Below are 21,853 nucleotides of genomic sequence, written 5' to 3'. Positions count from 1 at the left end.
ATGCAAAAAGAAGTAGTGCTGGATATAAAAAACCTGTCCATCTCGTTCAAGACCTCAGCAGGTGAGATCAAAGCCATCCGTGGCGTGGATTTCACCCTGTATAAAGGGGACACTGTCGCCATTGTAGGGGAGAGCGGGAGCGGGAAGTCTGTTACGGTTAAGGCCATCATGGGGATTTTATCGGGCAATGAGACCGTAAACAGCGGATCCATCGATTTCACATACAGAAGAAAAGAAGAAGAGATTCATGAGGATCTGCTTAAACTCTCCAGAACACAGATGAGAAAAAGGATCAACGGCAAACGTATTGCCATGGTTTTCCAGGATCCCATGACGTCTCTTAATCCCACCATGTCCATTGGGTCACAGGTCATGGAAGGGATGATCTACCATTATGGTAAAATGAAAGACGAAGCAAGAAAGAAAGCCATCGAGCTGCTTGATCTTGTGGGGATTCCGGAACCGGAGAAAAGAATGAAGAACTATCCTCATCAGCTTTCAGGGGGAATGCGACAGAGGGTGGTGATCGCCATAGCACTGGCCTGCGATCCGGAAGTGCTTATCTGCGATGAGCCGACGACTGCACTGGATGTGACCATTCAGGCCAAAATTCTTGAACTGATCAAAGAGGTCCAGAAAAAACTGGGCATCTCGGTCATCTACATTACCCATGATCTGGGTGTGGTGGCAAAGGTAGCCGATTATGTGGCCGTGATGTATGCGGGAAAATTCATCGAAAAAGGAACCACGGAAGAGATCTTCTTTGATCCCCGCCATCCCTATACCTGGGGTCTTCTTTCCGCCATACCGAGCCTTGAGAAGACCGAACAGTCTCTCTATGCCATTCCGGGCAGTCCGCCTAACCTTCTGAATCAGGTGGTGGGCGATCCCTTTGCACCGAGAAATCTCTATGCGCTGAATATAGACCATAGAGAAGAGCCGCCGATGTTCAAGATCACGGATACCCACTATGCCAGCACGTGGCTGCTGCATGAGCATGCACCGAAAGTGGAAATGCCCGCACAGCTCAAAGTCAGAATCAATGCCATGAAGAAGGAGGTTATGGAAAGTGGAAAATAGAAAACCTCTACTGGAAGTAAAGAATCTCAAGCAGCACTTCCGAGTCTCGAGAAAGTTCTATGTGAAAGCTGTGGATGGCGTATCCTTCGAGATCTATCCGGGGGAAACCTATGGACTTGTAGGGGAATCCGGAAGCGGAAAATCGACCATCGGACGCTCAGTCATCAGGCTTTATGACCCTACAGACGGCGAAATCCTCTTCAAGGGTATGGATATTTCCGGAAAGCTTGATAAGAACACTTCGAAAGCGCTTCGGACAAACATGCAGATGATCTTTCAGGATCCCATGGCTTCGCTGAATCCGAGGAAAAAAGTAATGGATCTCATTGCGCTTGGTCTTGATATCCATCATCCAGAAATGAAATCGGAGGAGAGAAAAAAGAGAGTCTATGACATTCTAGACCTTGTCGGTCTTTCCCATGAACATGCCAATCGTTATCCTCATCAGTTTTCAGGAGGACAGCGTCAGCGTATCGGAATCGCAAGAGCCCTCATCATGAATCCGGATCTTGTCATTGCGGATGAAGCCATAAGTGCGCTGGATGTTTCCATTCAGGCTCAGGTGGTGAACCTCATGAAGGAGATTCAGAAGAAGACGAATATCGCCTACCTCTTTATCGCCCATGATCTGTCCATGGTGAAATACATCTCGGACAGAATCGGAGTGCTTCATTATGGTCATCTGGTGGAGACGGGAACAACGGATGAGATCTTTTCAAATCCTGTTCACCCTTACACGAAGTCCCTGCTTTCTGCGATTCCTCATCCCAATCCCGTCACGGAGAAGGAGAGAAAAGCGGTAAACTACAGCTATGAAGAAAGCGGAATCGACTATACCAAGGGGACGCTGAGAAATATCGGAGGTACCCATATGGTGCTTGCAACCGATGAAGAGCTTAAGAAATGGACAGGAATAAAAATGCAGAAGACAGATGATATGCAGACAGTGGTATAAGAGTACAGGGTGAGGGTTTTCCAGGGGGAAAGCCCTCATCTCTTTTTCAGCCTGAACTGCCTGAGAAATCATCAGCTGGATAAGGCAGCTGAGAGGGTCAGATTGGCAGGGAAAGGAAAGTGCGGGTTGACATTATGAGAATTCCCCTTTAGAATTCTAATAGATACTTTAAATCAGTCCCGTGAGGCTGAAAAGAGAAGATGAATACTTTCCGATCAGAGGTAGAGGAAAAATCTATCTGGATCTGTTATGGTGAACTGACCTCTTTTTACGACGGGTAAAGGAGGTTTTTATTATGGAAAAATACTTGGAAAGACTGAATGCGAATCATGCAGATCATCTTTTTTCTGCATTATGCTTTACTTTGGCGTCTAGAATGAATGAGATTTCACACTGCTCGAAAAGGGTCGTGGGGAATCTCTTTTTTGAGCTCGAAAGAAGATCTGATCCGCAGGATAAAATGATCGAAAAGAAACTTGGAGCTGAGGCACTGAGACCAAAAGGCAAAGAGGTGAATGATGAAAAGTAGAATGCTTGAGATGAAGCTTCCTGGACTTGATCTTAAAAATCTCGTGATGCCGGCTTCAGGGTGCTTCGGTTTTGGAAGAGAGTATGAAGAGTATTATGACCTTTCTCTTTTAGGGGCCATCATGGTGAAGGCGGTGACGAAGGAGCCAAGACGAGGAAATGCCATGCCAAGGCTTGCGGAAACCTCATCAGGTATGCTGAACGCCATAGGGCTTCAGAACCCGGGGCTCATGGGAGTCAGTAAGGAGATATCGTATCTTGAGAAATACGAGACGAAAATCATCGCAAATATTGCGGGATACACGGAAGAGGAATATGCGTACGTTGCAGAGGAGATCTCAAAACACAGAAATGTCTCGGCCCTTGAAATCAACATCTCCTGTCCCAATGTGAAGGAAGGTGGAATACTGTTCGGTCAGGATCCTGAGGTGGCATTCAGACTGACTAAGAAAATCAGGGAAGTGTCGGAAAAACCGGTATACATGAAGCTGAGCCCCAACGTCACGGACATCACAGCCATGGCCAAGGCCGTGGAGGAAGGAGGCGCGGACGGCATCACCATGATCAACACACTAGTTGGAATGCGGCTTGACCTACATACGGGAAGACCGGTTCTTGCCAATGGCACCGGAGGGCTTTCAGGTCCGGCCATAAAACCTGTGGCCCTCCGAATGGTCCATGAGGTCTATAAAGCGGTGAATATCCCCATCATCGGAATGGGCGGAATCTCATCTGCGGAGGATGCTCTGGAGTTTATCTATGCCGGAGCAAGTGCTGTTGCGGTGGGAACGGAAAACTTTGTGAACCCCTATGCCTGCCCCAAAATCATCGAAGAGCTTCCACATGTGCTTAAAAAGTACGGATTTACATGCGTCAAGGATGCTGTCGGCTACTGTCATCGATAGAAGAAGGAGAGAAAAATATGAAAGATGTGATCATTGCCCTGGATTTTAAAGATAGAGAAGAAGTGATGGAGTTTCTGAGAGAGTTTACAGAGCCTGTCTATGTTAAGGTAGGCATGGAGCTCTACTATGCTGAGGGCCCTTCCATTGTGCCTGAGATCAAGACTCTTGGCCATAAGGTGTTTCTGGATCTCAAGTTCCATGATATCCCGAATACCGTAATGGGCGCTGTGAGAAGCGCATCCTCTCTTGATGTGGACATGATGAATCTCCACGCCATGGGTGGAGGGGAAATGATGAGATGTGCTATGGAGGCGCTTAACCATAAAGAGGTTAAACCGCTCATGATTGCCGTGACGATTCTCACCAGTATGGATGAGGATGCACTGAAGAATGAGCTTCATGTGGAGTTTCCATTAGAAGATGAGGTTCTGTCTCTAGCGAAGATGACAAAAGATTCAGGGCTTCAAGGGGTGGTCTGTTCGGCACTTGAGGTGCCACGTCTTAAGGAAAAACTGGGGAAGGATTTTCTGACCATAACCCCTGGGATAAGACCTCTGGAGAGTGCTCTAGGTGACCAGAGAAGAGTGGTGACACCCTCCATGGCAAGAGAGCTGGGTTCGGACTATATCGTTGTCGGAAGACCCATCACAGAGGCTGAGTACCCATATGAGGTCTACAAGAAGATCAGAAATGAATTTCTGGGAGGAGAAGAAAGATGAAGGAAATAGCAGAAATACTTCTGAAGATCAGGGCGGTGAGTCTTTCACCAAGTGAGCCCTTCACCTGGGCTTCAGGAATCATCTCACCCATATACTGCGACAACAGGTTGCTTCTTTCCTATAGAGAAGAATGGGGAAAGGTTATAGAAGCCATGAGAGAAGTGATAAGTGAGAAGTTTCCCGATGTCGAGTGCATCATGGGTACTGCTGCTGCAGGAATTCCCCATGCCTCGGTGCTGGCCTATCTTATGGGAAAACCGTCTGGGTTTGTTCGGGGAAAAGCAAAGGATCATGGAAAGCAGAACCAGATTGAAGGTAAGGTCCATGAGGGAATGAAGGTGGTTGTGATAGAAGACCTCATATCAACCGGAGGATCCTCCATCGAAGCTGTTCTAGCCTTAAGAGAGGCAGGGTGTGAGGTTCTTGGACTTCTCTCCATCTTTACCTACGGTATGGAGAAAGCGGAAAAATCCATGAAAGAAAATGAAGTCTCCCAGTATTCTCTGACAGACTACAGTGAGCTTCTTGATACTGCACTGATGATGGACTATATCAGCAAAAGGGACAAAGAGAAGCTGAAGGTGTTCATGGAAAATCCCAAGGATGAAGGATGGAGGATTCTGTAGATTCCTGAAGAAAAGATTGAAGGATGCATGAAGGCCAAGAGAAGTTTGAACAAGAAGATGAGGATGATCCAGATAAGGATTGTCCTTTTTCTTATGCGGGTTTATCGGTATACTTAGATTAATGATATATATATTTCAGGTTTTATTTGAATTTATCATACATTTTAGTTGACTGTGTACCTTGTACGTAGTTTAGAATAGAGATAACAGACAAGGAGGAAATCATCTATGAAGATCAGTGAAGTGGAACTTTGGACAGGAATGGACCGTACCAACATCAGATACTATGAAAAGGAAGGCCTGATCAGTCCTATAAGAGGGGATAACGGATATCGGGATTTCTCGGATGAAGATGTGGAAAGGCTGCTGAGAATAAGACTTTTGAGAAGTCTGCATGTGCCTGTTGAAAAGATCAGAACCCTCTTTGAAGGAAGAGATTCTCTTGATCGTATACTGGAGGAGCAGCTGACTATCCTTGAGGAGCAGAATGAAGAAGTCAATTATGCAAAAGAGCTCTGCAGTAAAATGCTGAAAGAGAACAGTTCTCTTCTGAATCTTGATGTCAGAAAATATCTGAATCAGCTGGAACACAAGTCGAAAGAGCTGAACACAAACTATTTTTCGGTTAAAAGAGACAGGCTCCCGCAGGTTTATCGTCCATTAAGGCGGGCAATTGCAAGACTCATCGATATACAGATCTATTCAGTTATCCTCGACAGCATTCTGATTATGGGATTTCAGGCGGTTACCTCCAGATTTAACTTCCTGCAGAATTTTGCCGTATCTCTTCTCGTGGTGCTGATGATGATACTTATTGAACCTTTTTTTCTCTCGAGATTTGCCGTTACCCCAGGAAAAGCTATATTCGGGATGAGGATCACATCGACAGATGGAGAACATCTTTCCTACAGGGATGCCATGAGAAGAACCTTTGAGGTTGTCCGTTACGGACTCGGCTTCCAGATTCCCCTTTATAATTATTATCGGCTCTATGTCAGCTACAAAGCGCTTAATGAAGAAGAAACTCTTCCCTGGGATTATGATATTGCCTATACCATGAAGCGTGAAACAATCTATCGTCGAGCGCTGTTTATCGTATTTGAGGCAGCTGTGATCACCGCTGCAGTATTTCTGGTTCAGGTGGAGAAGCTTCCGCCAAACAGAGGAGCACTTACCATTGCGGAATTTGTGGAGAACTATGATCACTACAAGGATATCATGGATATTGATGAAGACTATGAATTGAACAGGTACGGAGAGTGGATCAGCACAAGAGATGAAAAAGATGTTGTCCTTGAACTTTCTTACTACGAAAAACCTGCCTTCAGGTTTAATCTTAAGGATCAGATCATAAAGAGTGTATCCTTTGAGGTGAATGCCGATGGAAAGAAAATGCCCCTTTCTAGCAACAGGCTGGAAATCATGCTGACCACTCTCGCATTAGCTGGTGCACAGAAAGAGGTAAGTCTATTTGATGATGTCCTTGATGAGATGATAAGCGACTTCTATTTACACAATTGGAATTTTTCAAGCTTCAGTAACAGTCTATATGGCGTTGACTATGAAGCTGAAGTGGACTATACAGGTTATGAGGAAATGAGCGGGGTCCTCATTCCGCTTGATGAGGCAGTAAAGCATCGCTACAGTTTATCCTTTTCTGCCGATGTGGACTGAAAAAGGGCAGAACAGCTTTGAACAGAGCCATAGGATTAACTGATTTTCAGGAGGAGAAAGAGATGTTTGACGAAAGAAACAGGAGATTATGGAAAGAAATCAAACCCCAGGGCCTGAAATCCTATATGTTCAGATGGGGAATCATGAAAATGGGTCTGGTATTGTTTGTCGCGGTCGGTTTCATCTCTCCTTTAGTAGACCACGGATTTTCACAGAGCTATTTCCAGTCCGAAGGTTTCATAAACAGGCTCATCGTTTCGGCAATCACCTCTCTATTAGGGGGGCTGTATCTAGCCTATTCATCCTGGAGAGAACTTGAAAAGAAATATGACTGATGAATCAGCATCACCCCAGATATTACTCCATGACAGTAATATCTGGGGTTCTCTTTTCTGATCTAAAGCCAAGGAGAATTGCTCTGAAATATCTCCATAAAGAAAGTTTTATGTTTTATGGAGTACGATGTTCATTAAACAGATGCATAGCAGTTCTTTGTGAACGAAAAGAAAAAATGCACGGTAAGAGGAGTCAAGAATGAAAGAGAAAATAATCGGATTCATGAGAGGTCGCTATGGCGTTGATGAGCTGTCAAAATTTCTGATGATGCTCAGTATGGCGATGATCATCATGGGCAGTCTGACAGGAAACACTTTGGTTAATCTCTTAGGATTTGCAGCCATCGGATCTGCCTATTTCAGAATATTGTCGAAGGACTACTACAGATGTTCCGGACAGAACCGGAAGTATCTTCAGCTTCGTCATAGACTTGGAAGCAGCTGGCAGGGACAGATCAGACGTTTCAAAGAAAGGAAGATCTACCGCTTCTACAGCTGTCCACAGTGTCGGCAGAAAGTAAGGATCCCAAGAGGAAGGGGTAAGGTGAAAATCACCTGTCCAAAATGCACATCAGAGTTCTCAGAGATCAGTTAGGGACAGTCAAAGATATCTGAGCATAAAAGAACATGCAGCGGTTCAATGTGACTGTTGCATGTTCTTTTTATTGATTGAAGTTTCTATTACTGAAGATTCCGGAGAACCGGATTCAGACACATTCCCACTCATAGTGGAATAATTTAAGATCATCCCGTAGAAACTGCAAGCCTTCCCAGCAGGGCGGCCATAAGACCGTCATCAGCCGAAGCGACAGCATTACCGAACTTCGGTAATACCATCAGGTCTCCCACAACATTCAATATGTTCTTTGAATGTGTACAGTTAAGATTCCATCTTCCCAGCGAGCGCTGCCGCTGTCCACAAGGGATCCCAGAAGCTGAAATTCCTGCCTTTTTCCCGTAGCGCCCAGGAGGCTCCAGTAGTATTCTTCGTACTCCGGCTTTCTCGGTTCATTGAGAAGGTTGTGGAGATGCTCAAGATCTTTTGGGGGTATTGGAATTTCTCCGGATACGGTGATGTCCATCCGCTCGTAGTCTGCGAAAAAATCGATATCCTGATGATCAATCTGGTGATGGAGGAAGTAACCGATGACTTCCTCAAGAATCTTCACGGATCGTATTCTGTTCTGCATTAGGTTTCCTCCTCATAATGATCTTTTCCGATATTCAGGGAATCAAGGACAGGGACGAGTATGGCGCCGACAAAGCCGCCGGAGAAGCCGTTGTTGTAGAGATTCATTCCGCCATGAAGAAAACCTACATTCATGACCACAGCCATATGGAAAAAACCCGTAATGATTCCGGGAATGATGCCATAGGCACCTGCAACAGGAGCAAGGGTAGTGGCAAAAAGGGCTGCAAGGAGTGAACCGACTGAGAACACTTCCCACTGGAAGACAAGATTTGCGATGTAGATTCCGGCCATGACGGGCAGCACATTCTTGACATGCTTACCGAAAGCACCGAATCCCACTACTGTAAAGATTCCGCCGATGATGGGACCGCTCAGTGCTCATCCCGCAAGGAGAAGATATCCCATGGAGATGAAGCCGAGAAGACCCATATTGACCATGGTTACGGCGAATCCATCCGACGCGATGAAGTCTGAAACCAGCTGACCGGGTCTTGAGAAGAGAATCGGGAGTCCCCTTCGAAGGTCATGACCGGTTAAGTAGCCATAGAGGATCATGGAGAGGAAGAGAAGCACCAGATAGACGAAGAGTCCTGTGCTCTTCTCTCCAAGAAGGATCGCTGTTTTTGGGTTATCCAGAGTGATGCCTCGGAGAATACTCATGGAAACCATCCCGATGATTCCTGCGGTAAACCCGATGTTGTAGAGATTATACCCCTGATGAAATCTGATGAAATGATTGGCTAAGGGAGGCAGGATAAATCCAGCAGCAATACCGGCCAAAATGCCCAGAACTATGCCTAAGCCTGGGATAATTCATAGCCGAAGGAAATCTGGCTGACCAGCGGTCCAAGAGCTGTTCCAAAAAGTGCAGGAAGAATGAACTTTCCGAATGATTCCTTCTGGTATCTCGAATAGAAGAGAACACCGGCCATGATGGGCAGGATATTGTAGAGATTCTTTCCGAAGAATGCAAATCCGCCGACGGTATAGACAGCGGCCACAAGTGGACCACTTGGTGTAGTTTTGCTTCTGATGGCGAGAAATAGAGAAAGAAGCATCAGCAGACCGCTGTTTACAAAAGCCGAGCCGATATTCCCCACTGCCATATAGTCCGTGAGAAGGATGCTCGGAGAAGTTATGATTCTGCCAAGGCCGCTTATGATTTCAAAAGGCGTATTGAATAGAAATCCTGTAATGAAGGTGAAGAAAGATGTCATAAAAAGAAAATACAGCCGGTGTTTCACCGGAGTATCCTGGAATTCATAGGGTGCGGACTGATGATTCTGGGAGGGCTTCTTAATAAGTGCTGACGATGATATCAAATAGGCGTGCTTCTTTTCTTTTTCTACAAGTTTTTTCCAGTATAGCAAATAGAAACTTCGGATGAAAGCAAATTTTGAGAATATTTTCGGTGAAAGCAAGCATTCAGATAAAGCGGTATTGGAGCATTACCTCATTCTGAATGACTGATTAATCTGCTATGATAATTGTGATGGTATATAAGCCTATAGATACAATTATTAAGAAATAGACCGGAGCGGCGGTCACAAAAACAGGGTTTTATTTCATAGCAATGAACTGGTGCTATGTGTGAATATAGATTAGTGGTCTGATTTATTATTTTGCAGCTATAGAAAGTGATACGGGTCTGTGATTTTTTCTGTTTTACTGTGTTAATCTTCAGCAGAAGAAATCTGACCTTTTAATATTCCTTAAAATGAAGAAATAATATGAAAAAGATATAATAAAGGTGTTATTATTTAGTTAAATATAGTGTACAATCATGATAAGAAAGAAGGTGTTTCGGTGAGTAGCAGAAAATTATTATTGAGCAGCATAATCATAATCCTGACCATATCGGCTGGTGCGTTTTTATTCTATCCAATGAAGTTTGAAAGATACCTGTCAGAAAGAGAGGACCTGTTGATATCACATTACGCAGGATCCATTGATCCGTCTGATGGCACACCGAGTAGTGAATCAAAAGACTACTTTCTGGAACACGAAACGTCAGATGCTGAGGAGTTAGTGCAGATTATGAGCAGGTATTCCTTCCACCGCGGTCTTTCCTATTTTGGTGATGAAAGCTCTATTGAGGGTTACGGTGGACACATGATCAGTATTGCTGCAGGAGACCATACCATTAACCTGGCCGGCAATAGAGAAATTCTGATTGACGGCAAAGTAAACAAAATGGGCTTCTTGAAGAATAAAAAAGCACTCTCACTGATAGAAGATATTATAAAGATTCTTGAGAATATGACTGAATATGAAATGGAAGTAGAGCCTTAAAATGAAGGCTGCTCCATACAGCTGAGGAGAGGATACATTGGAAAGACTAGAAGAACCTAAATTCAACATAGAAACCACAATGACCAAGGAAGACTATAAGAAGTTTCTGTATATCGCAACGTTCAGACGAAACAGGCTGCTGATTCCACTGATGATATTCATGTCAATTATTGGAAGTGTGGTGATCGGATTCGATACCTATGGGTTCAGCTGGGTCAGATTTATCCTCAGTTTTCTCGTTCTCACACCGTCAGCTTTTGTCATTATCATTTTTCAGATCGAACGAAAAAATGCAAAGAGGATAAAGACAGACCAGACGGGATCTTTTGACAGTATAAACAAACTGACATTTTATGAGGATAAGATGATGCTTCAGAATGAAGCCTTTAAATCAACTGGAGAAGTTCAGTATGTTCAGTTCTACGGAGTCAGGGAAAGCAAAGATTATTTTATATTCTATCTGACAGTAAACCAGGCAGCACTGATCCGAAAAATAGATGTGAAAGACGTAAGTGGATTTAGAAGCTTTTTGATGAATAAGCTTAAAGAGAGATATAAGAAAATATAAGGTTAAATTAAAGGCTCTGTATGGAATATATGTTGAAAATGGAATGATTTCTTGGAAAATGGTATAATATAAGTATATATAGATAGGCAGAGGAATCTGAATTATAACCATTTAATATACGAAGAAGTTATATATTCTTTATATTTATATATAATATAATGTTACTGCGATATTATTGATTCTTTAAACTTTCTCCCATAAGGAGATGTTAAAATGAAGATAAAGACTAACCAAACAAGAAAAGATTTAATTAGAAATTATTTATATATTTTGTTAGGTTTCTTTTGGATTTATGGAAGTATGACAGGTAAGTTTGTTCATACCCGTACAAATATTTGTCTGACAATAATTCGAATTAGTTTAATTGTACTTGGTGTAGTTGGGGTTAAGGAGTATTATTTGCAGAATAAAGCATAAGAAAATATAAAAGGGATGCCAATCCCTTTTTCTATGCCGTGCGTCCAGCTAAGCTGGACCATACTGCCGGTGAAAGTCCGGACGGGGTAATTGCCAAGAAGCCCCAGTAGCCAATCTCCATGCGTAACAGAAATGGTGCGTGTGAAGCGGGAGGGTGATGTAACTCGAGAAGAGTGCTAGCAAGGATGCAGGTCGTAACATGAAGTGAATTCTGCCGTATCGTCAAAAAGGCCACGCAAGTGGAAAGATGGGAAGTCAAGCCCCGGGCATATGGGCGAAGACCATGGAAGACAGGAAGAGCTTGGACGCGCACTGTCAAAGAATCCCACGGTATAGAGGAAGCGACATGTATCCAAAGTATGGTCTGGAACTGGAGAGACCTTCCTCTGCACGGCGTACGCCGTAGAGCAGAGGCATATAAGCCCGAAGTGGTGAAATTGCCCTCTGGCAGAGAAGGAGTCGGAGGAGCTCATAGTACCGGTGACGTCATGAAAACACAAACATGGCCAGGGAAGGGGCTCTGCTTTGTTCAAGTCCCCCAAGGAGGTAAGCGCGAGTGAATGCGAAAGCTAACAACACCATAGACAAAGTACGAGAACTCCAGCGGGGACTATACCAGTGCGCCAAAAACAACAGGCAGCGAAGGTTCCATGCCCTCTATGACAAGGTGGTCCAGACCGCGGCGAAAATCGTCATGGACCCCATCTTCGAAGCGGACTTCAGGGACTGTTCCTTCGGGTTTAGGCCCAAAAGGAACCAGCATCAGGCGTTGGAGGTCATCAGAAAGAAATGCAACAACAAAGGTTGGTGGGTGCTGGACGCGGATATCAAAGGATACTTCGACAACATCGACCACGAGAAGCTCATGAAGCTGGTGGAGAAAAGGATATGCGACAGGAGGATGACGAAGCTCATCCGGCTATGGCTGAAGGCAGGTGTGATGGAGGATGGCCACGTGATAGAGACCGAAACGGGCTCCGCACAGGGCGCTTCCATCAGCCCGCTCCTCTCCAACATCTAACTCAACGTGCTGGACTGCTACTGGGAGAAGAACTACAGCCACCTCGGTACCCTGGTCCGCTTTGCCGATGACTTCGTCATCATCGCAAAGACGAAGAAGGATATCGGCCACGCCTATAAGGCGGTGGCGTATGTGATGGCGAAGCTTGGCCTCCAGCTCAACCTGGAGAAGACGAGGTTCGTGAACATGTATGACGGCAAGGACGGGTTCGACTTCCTTGGCTTCCATCATCGGCGAAGCCAGATGGAGACCAGAAAAGGCAGACGCTACACGACGACGGCACAGGTGCCGTCGAAGAAAGCGAAGAAAGCGATGAGGGAAAAGATCAAAGAGGTGTTCCAGTCAAGGAGCAGCCTGCTCCTCGAAGTGCAGGAGGTCGTCAGAATCCTGAACCCCAAGATTGTAGGACTCAGGAACTACTACGGCCTGAAACATGCGAAGAAGGCACTAAATACCCTCGACTGGTACGTCACGAAACGTCTCATCCTCTGGTATAACATGAAACATCAGAAAAAGAGGAGGCTTGGCGGGTACCGTAAAATCGTGCACCTCCTGGACTCCGCCGGACTGAAGAAACTCGCGGCCTGACGTTATGATGCGCATGGAAGAAGAACATCGGAAAGCCGTGTGCGGGAAAACCGCATGCACGGTTTGATGAGGGGAAGGAGGAAGAAATTCCTCCGACCTACTCTACCTTTATTCAACACTACTTTCATACAGAGCCAAATGAAAAGGCGGCGTCTCCAGATGGAGTCGGCGCCTTTTAGAATAAATGGGTTTTTTTGGATATACTGAAAAACATGGAGTTTAGAAGAAGATTTAGTCTCATTGGCCAGAAGCCTGGTCAGTTTGAAGCATAGACTGAAGAGACTAGCCCCTTAGCACCTTAAGATCAGGACCTCTTCCCTCAAGGATGTCCTTCACTCGTCTACCTACCAGGGTGTTATAGATCGGGTGAGTCAGGATGTAGAACTGATTTTCTTCGATGCCGTTCATCACACTCATGCCTATGCTGTCAATGGGCATTCCTGTTGTGATGACAAACTCGGCTCTCTTAAGTCCTGCCGCATATTGAGGAGAACTGTAGTATGGATCGCTCTTGTCCGAGAATCTTTCAGGACGATGGTTCTCATGATGATGAAGGTCTGTCTGAACAAATCCGGGACAAAATACGGACATCTGGATATTGGCATTTATGGCTTGAAGATCAAAGCTTGTACTCTCACTTAGCGCCACACTTGCATGCTTTGTAGTGTGATAAGCGGGCATGCCGTTTGTTGTGATCAGTCCTGCAATGGATGCCACATTCAGGATATGACACTCAGAACCCTGCTTAAGCATGATGGGGATAACCCGTTTCATGGCGTAAATCTGACTCATGAGATTTGCACCCACAATCCAGTCCCAGTCTTGAAGAGGGAGCTCCCATACGGGACCTGAGATGGCGACACCAGCATTATTGACAAGAAAATCAATGCTTCCATAGGTGTTCATAGCGGTATCCACCATTTTCCCGATTTCACTGTCGAGGGTGACGTCACAGTGGACACCGGTAACCTCAGCACCCTTATGTTTAAAATAGGACACAGCAGCGGTTAAACTTTCTTCATCAATGTCAGCAAGAACCAGTTTCATTTCCCGGCTTGCACATTCTTTGGCAATTTCAAATCCGAATCCATTACCTGCTCCGGTAATAACGGCAACCTTATTTTTAAAATCTTTCATGGTAAAAATCCCCCTTCTTACTTAGTGGTGAAAGCAAAGGCCTGGCTGTATCCTTCTTTAATGGCTTCCTGAATACGCCCAGCTTTCTCTGCATCGCCGATGACCCGGATATTCTCGAATGCGTCCAAGAACTCATTCACCATAGAGCGCCTTGGTGCTACTCCTAGGGCAAGAACGACGGTATCCGCCTCTATCTGCATAACCTGATTGTTCATCTGATTCATAATGGTGATGCCGTTTTCTGATATCCCCATCAGGCGATGATTGGGAATAATTACAGGTTCATGTTTCTGGAATCTCATCATCAAGTCCACTAAAATGGTGCGGTTAATGCCAGGGCCGATGTTTTTCTGCATCTCCACAAGGGTAATGGGATGACCCTTGTCAGCAAGAAGCTCTGCGGTCTCAAGACCTGTAAGTCCTGAACCGATTACGGCAACTCTGCCTGTGGCCACGGACTTCCCGGTGAGTACATCTTCTGCAAGCATGACATTTTTCCCTTGAATTCCTGGGATAGGTGGAATGGCAGGCGTGGCACCTACTGCAACGAAAATGCCATCAGGATTCAGTTCCTTCACCATTTCTACTGTAGCCTTCGTATTCATTCTCACATCAACGCCGCTCTCTTCAATCTCACGGATCATTCCGTTATTCATGTCAGCCACTTTCTCCTTGATGGGGGCCTTGTCAGCTACATTGAGCGTTCCGCCAAGTTTCTCTCTCTCATCAATGAGGATGGTTCTGTACTTTCTCTGATCAAGAAGTAAGGCAGCCTGCATCCCGGCAGGTCCACCACCGATTACCACAACAGTCTTTCCTTCTCCATCTATATTAGGGTCTGAAAATTCGATTTCCCGCCCTACTCTGGCATTAACCGCACACTTCATGTGTCTTCCCTGATTGAGCTCGGCAAAACAGTTTAGGCAGCCGATACATTTTCTGATCTGATCGCTTTTTCCGTCTCTTGCTTTATTTACCCAGTTGGGGTCAGCCAGATGACCACGAGCCACTCCAACAAAGTCGCAGACACCATCATTTAAAAGCTGCTCAGCAGTTTGAGGGTCTTTAATATTGTTTACTGCGATGACAGGGATCTTAACATTTTTGCGGATCTCTGTAGCCAAATGCTTTTTCCATCCCTGTGGATAGGATCCAGGCTCAATGATGGTGGTGGCACTTTCGTAGGTTCCACTGCTGACATTGATTGCATCTATGCCCAGGCTCTCTAAGGTTCTGGCGATCTTGACCGACTCAGGAAGCTTTAAGCCGCCCTCAACGAATTCATCAGCGCTGATCCTTACTGAAACAGGAAAGTCCGCTCCACACATGTATTTGATTCCAGTTATGATCTCTGAAAGAATTCTTAATCTGTTCTGGAAACTTCCACCATATTTATCTGTCCTGATGTTGGTGTAAGGGGAGATAAACTGATTAAGAAGGTAACCATGAGCGGCATGAATCTCTACTCCGTCTGCACCGGCAGTTTTGGAGATGACTGCACCTTTGATGAAGCTCTTCACAAGGCCCTCACACTCTTCTGTGGTCAGGGCACGCGGCATTTCCTGAGTCACCTTGCACATGATGGCAGAAGGCGCAACAATCTGTTTTCCGCCTATGAGACTGCTTTTGGTTTCTCTGCCGGGGTGATGAAGCTGAATAAACACTTTTGTGCCATGCTTCTGAATGGTTTCAATCATTCTCTCCAAATGGGGAATATGACGCCCTTCAGTGACTGAAAGCTGATTCGGTGTACCGACACCATATTCATCATCAATACGAGCAATCTCCGTGATGATCAGACCAACTCCACCTTTGGCTCTTTCTTCGTAGTACCTGGTGATCACATCTGTAGCTTCTCCTTGGGAATTGGCAAGGTTAACGCCGATGGCAGGCATAACCACACGGTTTTTCAGGTTAAGTTTTCCGATTCTACCTCTTTCAAATAACTTTTCGTATTTCATAACAATCTCCTCTTAAGATATTCATAAAATATATTTTGGCATTTTGAACAAAACCCTGATTTTAAAGACTTGAAAAATCATTGTACTCAGCATATATTTTTCAGTTTTTACTCAGGATTCAAAAGTTCAGGCATTGAAGCGATATGTAGATTTATGACAATTCATGAAGAGTCTGTTATAATAATAACAAATGAATTCAGAAGGCGATAGATGAGGAGTGCATGAATATCAGAGGAGTATTTGTGCGTCTTGCCCAAGTGGTGTCAATATAAGAATCTGTATAATGGAAAGAGGGGAAAGTGATGGATTTCAGAAGCGTCTTAAGGGTACTTAAGCAGGAAAACAGACTGGAGATTTTAAGATCAGAAATTACAGTAGAGGATGAAATCAGTGAGATTTGTCTTTTTGAGAATGGAGCTCAAAATATCAGGAAAAAGCTCTATATTGGAAATATAGAGGAGATCATATCATGGATTAAAGCCGAAGCGGACAGCCCTGAGAAAGGGGCTGGCCTGTCTGCCATTATCGGAATAAAAGAGAGAGATTTTGAGGATGAATCCGTTAGCAGACATTTGGCGTATTCACTGGAGAACGGCATGATATCAAACTATGCCCTGATACGAGAAGAGCACACTTTGAAAGCGCTTCAGGCAGTGAATAATATTATGCAGAAAAAACTTAAGACCAGTTATCAGGTGACTGAGCTTATGGCTCTTGCCATGAGAGGGGCTGATCTTAAGAGCATACTAAAGGTTTCGGAAAAGACACTTGAAAATCCAGTCATTATTATTGATGCCGGGTTTAAAATTCTTGACGTATCCTCCATGGAAGATATTGATGATGACATATGGAAAGCGAATATCAGGAGGGGTTACTGCTCCTATGAGTTTATCAAAGAAGTACACAAGATAGACCAGATCAGACCTTTCCCTCATAACTCCGATGTCTATGAGGTGAACTGCAGTTTTTCTGCCTATGTAAAGTCATGCAGTAAAATTTTCCACAAGGACCGACTTGTCGGCTACGTCATTATGCTGAAGAAAAGAGAAATCGAGAATGCCTTAATTGAAGAGTATCTTCCAATGGTGGGCAGCTCAGTGTGTGAGGTTCTTCTTCGGACAAAAGAGCATAAGGGGGTATTTGGATCTCAGGAAGAAAATCTGATTCATGAACTGATCCATGGGGGAGATGAAGAACTCATTAAGATCAGGTTCAAAATCAATCAGATTGAACTTCCTGAAAAGATGAGCTGCTTGATGATGAAGACAAATGAATACTTAAACAGTATTCAAGCCACAACATTCTTGAAGGAGCAGATTAAGTATATTCTCCCTGGTGCCTTCTGTCTGGAAGAACAAGGGAATCTACTTGTCATCTGCAGGCTTTCTCAAGATGGAAGGCTTACTTCGGAGGAAGAGAGAAGACTTCTTGGTCTTTTCCAGCAAGGTGTCATCCACATGGGCATGAGCAGTCCGTGCACGGATATTATGGCGTTAAAGGATGCTTATGGGCAAAGCGCTCAGCTTTATAAGATCTCAAAAAGACTTCAGATTGAAAAAGAGATAATGTATTTCTCTGATTACAGTTTCTACATTATGCTCAGCAATCTTAACGAGAAAGATCTTCTGCAGTATGCTCATCCTGCCTTGAATATTCTTAGAAAATACGATCAGATCCATAATGGAGAACTCTATAAAACCCTTCAGGTTTTAGTGGAGCACCAGTCTCAAATGGTCAAAACGGCAGAAGCGCTGTCCATACACAGAAACAGTCTTTCCTACAGAATCAATAAGATCATTGAGTTGACTGGACTGGATCTGTCGAGAAATGAAGATATTTTCAGGCTCAGCTACGGATTTAAAGTGGAGAAGTACTGCAGGGTAGCAGTTTAGGCATTGCTATATAGAAAGAAGCAGGGGATGAAAACAAAACCGTTTAAATGAATGTGAATCATGACAAAAAGAGCTTTTTCCTCGAAGCTTATGACAGGCAAATTGATGTTCTTCTGATCATCACATAATATTCTTCACAGATTCAGCAAATTTATTTAATATCTTGTGTAACAGATCACACCCTCTAATTGTTTATATTATGTAGGGTGTGATTTCTGCTTTTCATTGGATCAATTAGAAAAGCATCATTAAAGAGCCTTTCACAAAGCAGATACTCAGGGATTACCATAGGGCAGATCGGACTTCAATCTGACGACTATGGAAGGTTTCTATTATTTCCGGTAGGATTTAAAATTTTTGCTTGATTACTGTAAACTCATGATAAATCCCATGCTTTAAAACATGTCATGACAAAGAACTTACTGGCTATGGTAAAATAGATAACAAGAGAAGAAGTTCTATGTCAAAAATCAGTCATGAATATTTTAATGGCAGCATATACTGATTTTGTGACACTTAAAAACAAGGGGGAACATGATGGAAAAGAGAAGATTTGAAAAACTGGGGATATCACCGTCAATACTGGGATATGGCTGCATGAGATTTCCCATGAATGAGGACAAGAGTATAGATGAGGAGAAATCACAGGCACTTCTTGATCATGCAATGGCCAGTGGAGTCACCTATATCGATACAGCATACCCTTATCATGATCAGCAGAGTGAGAAGTTTGTAGGGAAAGCTCTTGCAAAATATGACAGAGACAGCTTCTACCTTGCGACAAAGCTTCCAGTATGGCTCATTAAGGAGACTTCTGATGTCAGAGTATATTTTGAGGAGCAGCTGAGACGACTTCAGATGGATAGAGTTGATTTCTACCTTTTCCATGCGCTGAGTAAAGATCGCTGGGAGGACATCAAAAGACTGGATATGATTCGTGAGGTGGAAAAACTTCGCGATGAAGGAAAGATCAGCTATATCGGATTTTCCTTCCATGATGAATATCCGGTATTCGAGGAAATCCTCACTTATAGAGACTGGGATTTCTGCCAGATTCAGCTTAACTATGTGGATACAGTCATCCAGCAGGGCATGAAGGGATATGATCTTGCGGAAAAGATGGGTGTACCTGTTGTCATCATGGAACCTGTAAAGGGGGGAGCGCTTGCAAAGCTTCCAGAAGTCATGGAAGATATCTTCCATGAAGTAAGTCCTGACAGATCTGTTGCATCATGGGCTTTCCGATATGTCGCTTCACTTCCGAACGTTAAGGTCATTCTTTCTGGTATGACGGAGATGAGTCAGCTTGATGATAATCTGCGCACCTTTAGCGATTATCAGTCTCTAAGTCCTCTAGAGAGTGAAGCGGTGGAGAAGGTGACGAAGATCTATAGAAGCAGACAGATGAATGAATGCACCGCCTGCGGATACTGTATGCCATGTCCTTTCGGGGTGAATATCCCAGGAAACTTCAAAATCTGGAACAACGGTGCCATTTATGAAGATTATGAAGGGGCAAGAAAGAACTACCATAACATGGATGAATCAAAGAGAGCATCCATGTGCCAGGAATGTGGCCAATGTGAGCCTCAGTGTCCTCAGTTCATTACGATTATAGATGATCTGAAGAAGGTGGCGCTTGCGCTTGCCTGATCCTCTATAGCAGAATCAGTTTTTTCGAAGAGCAGATGTTTTTCTGCAGAGAAAACTTATCGAAGAAATAACCGGTAGACACCGAATAATCCTTCAGCATTTTCATGTGCTGAAGGATTATTTTTGTTAAATCTTGAAGGACAAGGTTCCAGTAATGAATTCCATGAAATGATTCTGGTTTCTGTTTGAAATCAGTGCAAGCATAAATGCTTTTCAGAACCGTCGAGCAACCTGATCATCTCCTTAAGTTCTCCACAATGTTTTAGTATTTTATAGAAGTGAATAAAACACCAAAGGAGAATAGTAATGAATAGTTTAAAGCTTATGTTAACCGTTGCCCTGTCATCCGTGATTGTTATTTCTCTATCTGCATGTGGCACCAAAAATGCAGAGGAAAATATAACAGATTCGGGAATAAGTGCCTTCAATGAAATTGTTAAGTCATATCCGGAAAAGAAAGGGTTCCATGATTCCCTGCAGCATTGGGGATTTGAAGTAGAACCAGGTGAAAAGTTTGAGTGGAGCCAGGATATGTCGGCAAATAAAGCTGACTTTGCCATGGTCGTTCAAGCGGAACCACTGATCAATGCAGGACTGGATGTAGAAAAACTGGATAAGAATGTCTGGATAGTCCAAGAGGCCGGTAAAGATGATATGGGTATGGAACAGCCCGCGCTACTGATATTGCCATATGATATCGCTGACACCAAGAAAACAGGCAAGGATTCTGACGAATCCATGAAAAATCTTCTGGCTGAAGATACAGACAATTTAATGTATCATGAAGACCAGCAGCATTATGTGCTTAATCTTGGGGGTACAAATGAAGTGATCTGGACGGAAGAACTCGGATTAAATGATTCCGATATGGTCTTTGTTCTTGATGCGAAACCCCTGATGGATGCAGGACTGGATATCAGTAAACTGGAAGGTTCGGGTTGGGTATTCAAAGAAGCCAGTGGAGAGATCCCTGACCAGATTGTTAAAACATACGATCTTAAAAAGTAAGCAGATCTGATCTTTTAAGTAGTGATGGAACGCCCCTCATGCATTACTTAAAAGAATCAACATAAAGCAGGATAAGCGTGATTAAGCTCTGTCGTTTAGTTATAGATCAAGTCCTTGATGATTATTCAGATACTGAAAAAGAAGAAGTTTATCTTAGATGATAAGCTTCTTCTATGCTTTATAGCGAATTATGCTCTGTGCCCTTTTTAGTGGCCATGAGTATTTTGATTGCGGCTCTGATATTCACTAATGCTTCTACTGGATCATTTGTCTCCATAACGGACTGTTCCAATGGACAGACACCATTTTTCTGTCTATTTATGATATAGGGAACCACAGATTCTGCATGAAGCTCAACATGGTGAAGCTTTGCAGCTTCAACTGCTGCCTTGCTTGCCACTGGTGTATAGATGACCCTGATGCCAAGATGAACAGAGAGAAGGAGAGCAGCTTTTCCGATGACCTTGTCGATGAGGACAAGATCTTTCTCTCCTGATCCTTCAGGATATTTCTCCAGAAACTCCAGTAGAGGCTTTACCCCTATGCTGCCAGAGATATGAAGGAGCTTGTCTCCACTATAGATGAGACAGGCAGCATTCTTTTCTTCAAGAAGGTTAAGCATGGTTTCTGACAATATGTCCACCTGCCTTCTCAAGAAGTCTGATCACTACGGGTATGAAGATAAGCTGAATCAGCATTCCAGGGATTCCTGTAATGAGTGCTCCGGTGAAATAACCTTCTGGTGAGAGTTTGAGTCCCAAAAGAGGCTGCAGTGAAAATACGGTAAGTGCAAGGAACAGTCTTCCGATAACCATGGAAAGAATGAGAGACAGATAGATATTCAGCTTTCTGTTCTTATAGAAGTATCCTGCCGTAAATCCATAAACCGTAACTTCCACAATCATGAAGTAGAGGATGGGAACTACCGGCATGCCGGTAAAGATGGAGCTGAATATCGGTGCAAGAAAACCGATGAGGGCTCCCTGTATGCCTCCAAGGTATAGACCAGCAATAAGAACTGGAATATGCATGGGAAGAAATACAGGACCTGTACCTCCGAACAGATGAAAAATCTGAGGGAGAAGGATACTAAAAGCTAAGAATAGGGCAGTGTATGTTATCTTACGGGTATTAGACATGGTTTACCTCCAAAGGTTGAATAACATAAATAAGTGCTGTCGATTATTATATTTGATTATTATCTCATGAACTGGTTTTTTTATGCAAGCAACAATATTAACGGTTTGATGTTTTAGCTAATTTCAAATGACTTAAAGTTGATGGAGTTGCCTGTCCGTAAAT

At 43.9% G+C, this 21,853-nt stretch carries 23 protein-coding genes and 2 pseudogenes; 18 read left to right on the top strand and 7 right to left on the bottom strand.

Translation table 11 applies throughout. From position 1 onward, the window contains the following. The 9 genes from RTX25_RS06765 to RTX25_RS06725 all read left to right on the top strand — a co-directional run bounded on the left by RTX25_RS06765 (position 1) and on the right by RTX25_RS06725 (position 7,417). Positions 1-1,080, top strand: coding sequence for an ABC transporter ATP-binding protein (locus RTX25_RS06765; protein WP_312652052.1), 1,080 nt, complete (start codon positions 1-3; stop codon positions 1,078-1,080). Further along, the gene (locus RTX25_RS06760; RefSeq protein WP_312652050.1) at positions 1,070-2,035 is read left to right on the top strand and encodes an ATP-binding cassette domain-containing protein; all 966 of its coding nucleotides are present in this window, start codon (positions 1,070-1,072) and stop codon (positions 2,033-2,035) included. The genes RTX25_RS06765 and RTX25_RS06760 overlap by 11 nt, the downstream gene beginning before the upstream one ends. A gap of 295 nt (positions 2,036-2,330) precedes the next feature. Further along, positions 2,331-2,564, top strand: coding sequence for a hypothetical protein (locus tag RTX25_RS06755; RefSeq protein WP_312652048.1), 234 nt, complete (start codon positions 2,331-2,333; stop codon positions 2,562-2,564). Further along, positions 2,554-3,468, top strand: coding sequence for a dihydroorotate dehydrogenase (locus tag RTX25_RS06750; protein WP_312652046.1), 915 nt, complete (start codon positions 2,554-2,556; stop codon positions 3,466-3,468). Before RTX25_RS06755 ends, RTX25_RS06750 begins: the two co-directional genes overlap by 11 nt. Positions 3,469-3,485: 17 nt before the next feature. Then, positions 3,486-4,187, top strand: a complete 702-nt coding sequence (gene pyrF, locus RTX25_RS06745) for an orotidine-5'-phosphate decarboxylase (RefSeq protein WP_312652044.1) — start codon at positions 3,486-3,488, stop codon at positions 4,185-4,187. Continuing rightward, positions 4,184-4,813: an orotate phosphoribosyltransferase gene (gene pyrE, locus RTX25_RS06740; RefSeq protein ID WP_312652041.1), complete on the top strand. Its 630-nt coding sequence runs from the start codon at positions 4,184-4,186 to the stop codon at positions 4,811-4,813. Before pyrF ends, pyrE begins: the two co-directional genes overlap by 4 nt. Positions 4,814-5,041: 228 nt before the next feature. After that, entirely contained in the window at positions 5,042-6,487 is a 1,446-nt protein-coding gene (locus RTX25_RS06735; protein WP_312652039.1) for a MerR family transcriptional regulator, read from the top strand. A gap of 62 nt (positions 6,488-6,549) precedes the next feature. Beyond that, the gene (locus RTX25_RS06730) at positions 6,550-6,822 is read left to right on the top strand and encodes a hypothetical protein (protein ID WP_312652037.1); all 273 of its coding nucleotides are present in this window, start codon (positions 6,550-6,552) and stop codon (positions 6,820-6,822) included. A gap of 199 nt (positions 6,823-7,021) precedes the next feature. Then, the gene (locus tag RTX25_RS06725) at positions 7,022-7,417 is read left to right on the top strand and encodes a hypothetical protein (protein ID WP_312652035.1); all 396 of its coding nucleotides are present in this window, start codon (positions 7,022-7,024) and stop codon (positions 7,415-7,417) included. 259 nt (positions 7,418-7,676) lie between these two features. Here RTX25_RS06725 and RTX25_RS06720 read toward each other — a convergent pair whose 3' ends face one another. The 3 genes and pseudogenes from RTX25_RS06720 to RTX25_RS06710 form a co-directional block, all read right to left on the bottom strand. After that, positions 7,677-8,012 carry a hypothetical protein gene (locus RTX25_RS06720; protein ID WP_312652033.1) on the bottom strand — a complete coding sequence of 112 codons (336 nt, stop codon included), beginning with the start codon at positions 8,010-8,012 and terminating at the stop codon, positions 7,677-7,679. After that, positions 8,012-8,794 (bottom strand): annotated as a pseudogene (locus tag RTX25_RS06715) (DUF1576 domain-containing protein). The gene RTX25_RS06720 and the pseudogene RTX25_RS06715 overlap by 1 nt, the downstream one beginning before the upstream one ends. A gap of 17 nt (positions 8,795-8,811) precedes the next feature. Further along, positions 8,812-9,258 (bottom strand): DUF1576 domain-containing protein, encoded by a 447-nt coding sequence (locus RTX25_RS06710; RefSeq protein WP_312652031.1) that lies wholly within the window; start codon positions 9,256-9,258, stop codon positions 8,812-8,814. 562 nt (positions 9,259-9,820) lie between these two features. Between RTX25_RS06710 and RTX25_RS06705 the strand changes: the two genes are divergently transcribed. The 6 genes and pseudogenes from RTX25_RS06705 (at position 9,821) to RTX25_RS06680 (ending at position 12,900) form a co-directional block, all read left to right on the top strand. After that, complete coding sequence (locus tag RTX25_RS06705; protein ID WP_312652029.1) at positions 9,821-10,306, top strand: hypothetical protein; 486 nt, start codon at positions 9,821-9,823, stop codon at positions 10,304-10,306. Between the two features lie 37 nt (positions 10,307-10,343). After that, entirely contained in the window at positions 10,344-10,874 is a 531-nt protein-coding gene (locus RTX25_RS06700; RefSeq protein WP_312652027.1) for a YcxB family protein, read from the top strand. 213 nt (positions 10,875-11,087) lie between these two features. Beyond that, positions 11,088-11,291, top strand: coding sequence for a hypothetical protein (locus tag RTX25_RS06695; RefSeq protein ID WP_312652025.1), 204 nt, complete (start codon positions 11,088-11,090; stop codon positions 11,289-11,291). Positions 11,292-11,495: 204 nt separating this feature from the next. After that, positions 11,496-11,627, top strand: coding sequence for a hypothetical protein (locus RTX25_RS06690; RefSeq protein WP_312652023.1), 132 nt, complete (start codon positions 11,496-11,498; stop codon positions 11,625-11,627). A gap of 220 nt (positions 11,628-11,847) precedes the next feature. Further along, positions 11,848-12,528 (top strand): annotated as a pseudogene (locus RTX25_RS06685) (reverse transcriptase domain-containing protein); the annotation flags it as partial. Between the two features lie 27 nt (positions 12,529-12,555). Beyond that, on the top strand, positions 12,556-12,900 hold the full coding sequence (locus tag RTX25_RS06680) for a group II intron maturase-specific domain-containing protein (protein ID WP_312652214.1): 345 nt from the start codon (positions 12,556-12,558) through the stop codon (positions 12,898-12,900). A gap of 282 nt (positions 12,901-13,182) precedes the next feature. On the opposite strand, the gene RTX25_RS06675 is transcribed toward RTX25_RS06680, so the two are convergent. Both RTX25_RS06675 and RTX25_RS06670 read right to left on the bottom strand, forming a co-directional pair. Then, on the bottom strand, positions 13,183-14,037 hold the full coding sequence (locus RTX25_RS06675) for an SDR family NAD(P)-dependent oxidoreductase (protein WP_211799298.1): 855 nt from the start codon (positions 14,035-14,037) through the stop codon (positions 13,183-13,185). A gap of 17 nt (positions 14,038-14,054) precedes the next feature. Continuing rightward, positions 14,055-15,998: an NAD(P)/FAD-dependent oxidoreductase gene (locus tag RTX25_RS06670; RefSeq protein ID WP_312652015.1), complete on the bottom strand. Its 1,944-nt coding sequence runs from the start codon at positions 15,996-15,998 to the stop codon at positions 14,055-14,057. A gap of 302 nt (positions 15,999-16,300) precedes the next feature. On the opposite strand from RTX25_RS06670, the gene RTX25_RS06665 reads away from it, so the two are divergent. From RTX25_RS06665 to RTX25_RS06655, 3 genes are all read left to right on the top strand, one after another. Next, entirely contained in the window at positions 16,301-17,890 is a 1,590-nt protein-coding gene (locus RTX25_RS06665; protein WP_312652013.1) for a helix-turn-helix domain-containing protein, read from the top strand. Positions 17,891-18,427: 537 nt separating this feature from the next. Next, positions 18,428-19,543: an aldo/keto reductase gene (locus tag RTX25_RS06660; protein WP_312652011.1), complete on the top strand. Its 1,116-nt coding sequence runs from the start codon at positions 18,428-18,430 to the stop codon at positions 19,541-19,543. A gap of 306 nt (positions 19,544-19,849) precedes the next feature. Further along, positions 19,850-20,551: a hypothetical protein gene (locus tag RTX25_RS06655; RefSeq protein ID WP_312652009.1), complete on the top strand. Its 702-nt coding sequence runs from the start codon at positions 19,850-19,852 to the stop codon at positions 20,549-20,551. A gap of 178 nt (positions 20,552-20,729) precedes the next feature. Here the strand turns inward: RTX25_RS06655 and RTX25_RS06650 are convergent, their stop codons facing one another. Then, positions 20,730-21,185 (bottom strand): DUF1893 domain-containing protein, encoded by a 456-nt coding sequence (locus tag RTX25_RS06650; RefSeq protein WP_312652007.1) that lies wholly within the window; start codon positions 21,183-21,185, stop codon positions 20,730-20,732. Further along, complete coding sequence (locus RTX25_RS06645) at positions 21,166-21,690, bottom strand: ECF transporter S component (protein WP_312652005.1); 525 nt, start codon at positions 21,688-21,690, stop codon at positions 21,166-21,168. The genes RTX25_RS06650 and RTX25_RS06645 overlap by 20 nt, the downstream gene beginning before the upstream one ends. Positions 21,691-21,853: the final 163 nt, after the last annotated feature.

The organism is Proteiniclasticum sp., from assembly GCF_032054185.1.
In the GTDB taxonomy this organism is placed as follows: domain Bacteria; phylum Bacillota; class Clostridia; order Clostridiales; family Clostridiaceae; genus Proteiniclasticum.
The sequence above is the reverse complement of the archived record's forward strand: the minus strand, read 5'-3'. Positions and strand labels throughout refer to the sequence as shown.

What these genes read in the sequence shown, in the direction of transcription:
- RTX25_RS06765 (WP_312652052.1), top strand. Translation starts at nt 1, where the DNA reads ATGCAAAAAGAAGTAGTGCTGGATATAAAAAACCTGTCCATCTCGTTC.
- RTX25_RS06755 (WP_312652048.1), top strand. Translation starts at nt 2,331, where the DNA reads ATGGAAAAATACTTGGAAAGACTGAATGCGAATCATGCAGATCATCTT.
- RTX25_RS06750 (WP_312652046.1), top strand. Translation starts at nt 2,554, where the DNA reads ATGAAAAGTAGAATGCTTGAGATGAAGCTTCCTGGACTTGATCTTAAA.
- pyrF (WP_312652044.1), top strand. Translation starts at nt 3,486, where the DNA reads ATGAAAGATGTGATCATTGCCCTGGATTTTAAAGATAGAGAAGAAGTG.
- pyrE (WP_312652041.1), top strand. Translation starts at nt 4,184, where the DNA reads ATGAAGGAAATAGCAGAAATACTTCTGAAGATCAGGGCGGTGAGTCTT.
- RTX25_RS06735 (WP_312652039.1), top strand. Translation starts at nt 5,042, where the DNA reads ATGAAGATCAGTGAAGTGGAACTTTGGACAGGAATGGACCGTACCAAC.
- RTX25_RS06730 (WP_312652037.1), top strand. Translation starts at nt 6,550, where the DNA reads ATGTTTGACGAAAGAAACAGGAGATTATGGAAAGAAATCAAACCCCAG.
- RTX25_RS06725 (WP_312652035.1), top strand. Translation starts at nt 7,022, where the DNA reads ATGAAAGAGAAAATAATCGGATTCATGAGAGGTCGCTATGGCGTTGAT.
- RTX25_RS06720 (WP_312652033.1), bottom strand. Translation starts at nt 8,012, where the DNA reads ATGCAGAACAGAATACGATCCGTGAAGATTCTTGAGGAAGTCATCGGT.
- RTX25_RS06695 (WP_312652025.1), top strand. Translation starts at nt 11,088, where the DNA reads ATGAAGATAAAGACTAACCAAACAAGAAAAGATTTAATTAGAAATTAT.
- RTX25_RS06680 (WP_312652214.1), top strand. Translation starts at nt 12,556, where the DNA reads ATGGAGACCAGAAAAGGCAGACGCTACACGACGACGGCACAGGTGCCG.
- RTX25_RS06675 (WP_211799298.1), bottom strand. Translation starts at nt 14,037, where the DNA reads ATGAAAGATTTTAAAAATAAGGTTGCCGTTATTACCGGAGCAGGTAAT.
- RTX25_RS06670 (WP_312652015.1), bottom strand. Translation starts at nt 15,998, where the DNA reads ATGAAATACGAAAAGTTATTTGAAAGAGGTAGAATCGGAAAACTTAAC.
- RTX25_RS06665 (WP_312652013.1), top strand. Translation starts at nt 16,301, where the DNA reads ATGGATTTCAGAAGCGTCTTAAGGGTACTTAAGCAGGAAAACAGACTG.
- RTX25_RS06660 (WP_312652011.1), top strand. Translation starts at nt 18,428, where the DNA reads ATGGAAAAGAGAAGATTTGAAAAACTGGGGATATCACCGTCAATACTG.
- RTX25_RS06655 (WP_312652009.1), top strand. Translation starts at nt 19,850, where the DNA reads ATGAATAGTTTAAAGCTTATGTTAACCGTTGCCCTGTCATCCGTGATT.
- RTX25_RS06645 (WP_312652005.1), bottom strand. Translation starts at nt 21,690, where the DNA reads ATGTCTAATACCCGTAAGATAACATACACTGCCCTATTCTTAGCTTTT.